The organism is Rhodopirellula europaea 6C, from assembly GCF_000338295.1.
Taxonomy (GTDB): Bacteria; Planctomycetota; Planctomycetia; order Pirellulales; family Pirellulaceae; genus Rhodopirellula; species Rhodopirellula europaea.
This window is the reverse complement of the sequence record NZ_ANMO01000196.1, coordinates 1-4,443: the sequence shown is the minus strand read 5'-3', so window position 1 is coordinate 4,443 and position 4,443 is coordinate 1. Positions and strand designations below refer to the sequence as shown.

At 55.9% G+C, this 4,443-nt stretch carries 3 protein-coding genes; 2 read left to right on the top strand and 1 reads right to left on the bottom strand.

Features of this window, described 5'->3' with window-relative positions; translation table 11 throughout:
* Nucleotides 1-114: 114 nt before the first annotated feature.
* The gene (locus tag RE6C_RS20080) at nucleotides 115-849 is read right to left on the bottom strand and encodes a 3-keto-disaccharide hydrolase (RefSeq protein WP_008659501.1); all 735 of its coding nucleotides are present in this window, start codon (nucleotides 847-849) and stop codon (nucleotides 115-117) included.
* Between the two features lie 496 nt (nucleotides 850-1,345).
* Here RE6C_RS20080 and RE6C_RS20075 point away from each other — a divergent pair, with 496 nt between their 5' ends.
* Nucleotides 1,346-3,166: a SulP family inorganic anion transporter gene (locus RE6C_RS20075; RefSeq protein WP_008659500.1), complete on the top strand. Its 1,821-nt coding sequence runs from the start codon at nucleotides 1,346-1,348 to the stop codon at nucleotides 3,164-3,166.
* Between the two features lie 209 nt (nucleotides 3,167-3,375).
* The gene (locus tag RE6C_RS20065; RefSeq protein ID WP_008659498.1) at nucleotides 3,376-4,398 is read left to right on the top strand and encodes a hypothetical protein; all 1,023 of its coding nucleotides are present in this window, start codon (nucleotides 3,376-3,378) and stop codon (nucleotides 4,396-4,398) included.
* Nucleotides 4,399-4,443 lie beyond the last annotated feature (45 nt).

Sequence of the window (4,443 nt, the reverse complement as noted above, 5' to 3'; positions counted from 1 at the left end):
AAGTTCGGTTATAGCGGAGCGGCGCGAGCCGCCCGGTGTGTCACCAGAGGGCTCGCGCCCTTCCACTACCTTTTAGATCCCGAAGTTGTTTCCGAATTGTTCCTAAACCGGAGCTCAGGGGAGCTCACGCAGCCAAATTTCGCGGAATCGAATTGGGCTGCCTTCGGATTCCAGGCACAGGAAGCCTTCATCGGGCGAGCAACTGCGTCCGCCGGAGACCTCCACGCCGTTGACCCACAATCGAATCTCGCCATTGATCCCACGGACGTAGTACTGATTCCATTCGCCGTGCGGATTCGTTGTTTCAGCCGATGGAAAACTGCGATGCCCATCGGGCGAAAGCGGTGGGAACGGCTGCATGGATGACTTCCCGACGGCAAAGATGTCGCCGTGGCTGGTGAACCAAGTGGGTGGCTTGCCAGTCTTTTCGGTGTACATGCGGCCATAGTCGAGGTCCAGCATTTGGACTTCGATGCCCGTGTTGGGAAGTCGATTGGGCGGCAGGTCTTTCAGGGCTGACATGGGCACCCAAGCGAAAACGCCCGAGTTGCCGGCCGGTTTGAGATGCATCCACTGGATGACCAGTTCGAAGTTTTTGACTTCAAAATTGGTTCTGGTCACACCGATGGGCTGGCCGCTGCCGAGTGCCTCGGTGCCTTCCCATGTCAGCGTTTGATCGTCGCCGTTGACTCGTACGAAATCGTCACCATCCAATTGCCGCCAACCTGGTGCATTGGTGTCAAAGACTTTCACCGAAACGCTGCCTGTTTGCTCCGCCGGTTCATCCGCATTCGCGACCGATGGCAATCCACTGCTGATCAGACAGCATCCGGTTAACACCAGTGACATCAACGCGGAGGGTGTGGAGTTTCGTGGAAGAAACGGAAAAGCACTAAAAAAATCTGAAACGAGCCGCATGATCGAAATCTGTGGATTTGGTGGGACAAACGAGGTGGGTACCGGGGCGAACAGTCACCACGGAGGAACTTAAAGTCAGTGTGGGACGCGTTAAGTTGCGCACCGACTTCTGGTGTGTCGATAACGAGCGATAGTGGCATCGACGGTAGGCGGGCTGGGCCAAGTGAATTCACGTTGACCCATGGTAGGACAGGATTATAGTCCGGCTTTCACGCAGGAATGGAACGGAATGACCTGCGTCGCTTCTTGGGTTTTAGAACCCGCCCGCGATACCTCAGTGGTAAGTCGATCGGGTTTTTGCTGATGCCCCGAATATTCATTCGGTCGTGCTTTTGTCTCACGGTGGCCTACGTTTGAGGAAGCTCCCATTCTAATGACCTAGCAGAGCCAGCGACTGAATCGATGAGTCGCGGCTTCGGAAACAAACATGCTGAACTTCTTTCGTCAACAAACCAGTTCGTTTAAGAACGACCTTCTTTCTGGCCTGACCGTTGCGTTGGCCCTCGTACCAGAAGCGATCGCCTTCGCTTTCGTCGCTGGCGTGTCACCTCTGATCGGTTTGTACTCGGCTTTCTTTCTTGGGTTGATCACCGCCGTCGTCGGTGGCCGTCCCGGGATGATCTCAGGTGCAACCGGAGCCATGGCTGTGGTCGTCGTTGCCTTGGTCGCCGATCATGGCATCGAGTACTTGTTCCCGACCGTGATCTTGTGCGGCGTGTTGCAAATCATCATTGGTTTGCTGCGTTTGGGAAAACTGATCCGCATGGTGCCGCACCCGGTGATGCTGGGTTTCGTCAACGGATTGGCGATCGTCATTGGTATGGCTCAGCTGGGCAGTTTCAAGACGCTATCTGAATCGGGATCCTTGGTTTACCTGAACGGTTTGCCTTTAGTTGCGATGTTGGCATTGGTTGGTTTGACAATGGCGATCATTTGGTTGCTGCCCAAGGTCACGACGGCAATCCCCGCTTCGCTGGCAGCGATTCTGAGTATCACCTTAATCGCCGTGGCGGTGAATCAATCGCAACAAAACGAGTCCGGTGACAACTTGGTAGCAACCGTCGGTGACATGTTGCGAACCAATACGATCGCGGCTGAAACCAAAGCCGCCAACGAAGCCATGGCAGCCGAGGAAGCCGAAGCCGCCCTGCATGCCGGGCAATTCAATCCTGCTAGCCCGGCCGATGGATCCACCACATTGATCAGTGCCGTTGTCGCGCAAGACGGACCATCGATCAAAGATTCCTTCGCGTCGGCGACCGACACGCCTGACATTGAGATGCCACCGGCCGATCCGGAAGCGGACGAAACGGCGAGCTCCGAATCCGGCATCAGCGGCGGATTGCCAATGCCGTTCTGGATGGAGTTCGAAATGGTTCCATTCAACTGGGCCACTCTGAAAATCATCTTCCCATTCGCAATCGTTCTGTGCGGAGTGGGACTCATCGAATCCTTGATGACGTTGTCGTTGATCGACGAGATCACTGAAACACGTGGGCAAGGCAACCGCGAATGCATCGGGCAAGGCACGGCCAACTTGGTGTGTGGTTTGTTCGGCGGCATGGGCGGCTGTGCTATGATTGGTCAGTCACTGATCAACGTGAACTCGGGCGGTCGTGGTCGACTCTCAGGAATCACCGCCGCAATCTGTTTGCTGTTGTTCGTGTTGTTCTTGGCACCTTGGATTGAACAAATTCCAATGGCGGCTTTGGTCGGCGTCATGTTCATGGTGGTGATCGGAACGTTCGAATGGGCGTCGCTGAAGATGCTTCGCCGCATGCCTCGCAGTGACATGTTTGTGATGATCTTGGTGGCTGGATACACCGTGTTCATGCACGACTTGGCGTCGGCTGTGATCTTGGGCGTGATCGTCTCGGCGTTGGTCTTCGCTTGGCAACACGCCACGCACATCGGTGCCGATGTCAAAATCAATGAGTTCGGCAGCAAGATTTATCAATTGCACGGCCCGTTGTTCTTCGCATCGGTGTCCTCGTTCAAAGAGATGTTCAACGTTGCCGAAGATCCCGATGACGTGGTGATCGACTTCTACTACAGCCGCGTCTACGACCAATCGGGTCTGGAAGCCATCAATGGACTCGCGGAGAAGTACCAAGCCGCTGGCAAACGTTTGCATCTGACTCACCTCAGCGAAGAATGTCGCTCGCTGCTGAATCAAGCAGGTGATTTGGTCGAAGTCAACGTTTCCGAAGACCCGCACTATCACGTGGCGACCGACCGCTTGGCGTGAAACGGACGACGTGAAACCGTTGCCGTCAAAGGCAGCGAAATTCGCATGACCGGTCCAGTTCGATTCGTCCTGGACCCGGTTCCCTTCCGATAGAAATCCTGCGGAGCCGAGCCAGGTGCTGGTTCGCTTCGGTTCATGGATAGGCTCGCTCGCGAAAATCACTTCGTGAGTCTCAGTCGACATCAGAATTCGGTGAAGGGATTGGCGGAATGAAGGTGCACGCAGCGATTCGTTGCCAACTCTTGGCTCTCGTGGTGACCACGTTGGGACTGCTCAGTTCCACCGGTTGTCACGTGCTGACGCCCGCCCACATTCCTGCTCGCCCGCAATACATCGCTCCCGAGCTGCTCAACGATTCAAGCAGCCAGGTTGAATTTGGCGAGCCCCACAAGGTGCTCGATACCGCGGGATGGATTTGGGGCATCCCTGACAAAATCTTGTTGTGGGACCATCGGGTCGACAATCACCATCTCACTGCCCCGACCGTAGAGACGGTGGCCAGCTACTTGGATGAGAACAACCTGCCGCACGTGAAGGTGCGGATGAACCAATACGCACCGCTGCAAGACTTTCACCGACTGCGACAGAACAAAACCGTCGCTTGGCCTTATCGTTACACGTTGGGACTGTTGTCCGTCGGTGGCGAAACGATTTTGCCAGGTCGCTTCTTCGGCGGAGACCACTTCAACCCATTCACGCAGACGGTTCACCTCTACAGTGACGTGCCAGCGATCGCGCTGCATGAACTCGCTCATGCCAAAGACTTCACGCGTCGTCGCTATCAAGGCACCTACGCTCTGGCGTACATGTTCTTTCCAACTTGGCACGAAACGATCGCTTCGCGAGACGTGATGGCTTATCTCTACGATCGCCACGATCGAGCCGGGATCATCGAAGCCAATCGCATTCTGTACCCCGCCTACGGAACCTATGTGGCGGGCACGGCCAGTTGGTTCATCCCCGGCGGCGGAACGGCGTTGTACTACGGGTGTGTGATCGCAGGTCATGCCAACGGACGCATGCTCTCTCGAGACGTGGATCAGCATTTGGCCGACTACCACCAAATGTTCCGCAGCCGACCGGTTCAGCATCAATCCGTTCCGGCTATCTCTCAGCCAGACATGTCGGTCCCCGTTCCCGAACCACAACCGATGTGGGACGAATCGCAATGGAACCCGCCCCGGGTCAGCCAGGCGGGGAGCAACGAATCGCCCGCGTCGAACATGCACTGACGTAGCATCCTTGCAACTGATTTGGTCGTGCAGTCTTACTTCACC

Coding starts and splice junctions, on each gene's coding strand:
- RE6C_RS20080 (WP_008659501.1), bottom strand. CDS start 849: ATGTCACTGGTGTTAACCGGATGCTGTCTGATCAGCAGTGGATTGCCA.
- RE6C_RS20075 (WP_008659500.1), top strand. CDS start 1,346: ATGCTGAACTTCTTTCGTCAACAAACCAGTTCGTTTAAGAACGACCTT.
- RE6C_RS20065 (WP_008659498.1), top strand. CDS start 3,376: ATGAAGGTGCACGCAGCGATTCGTTGCCAACTCTTGGCTCTCGTGGTG.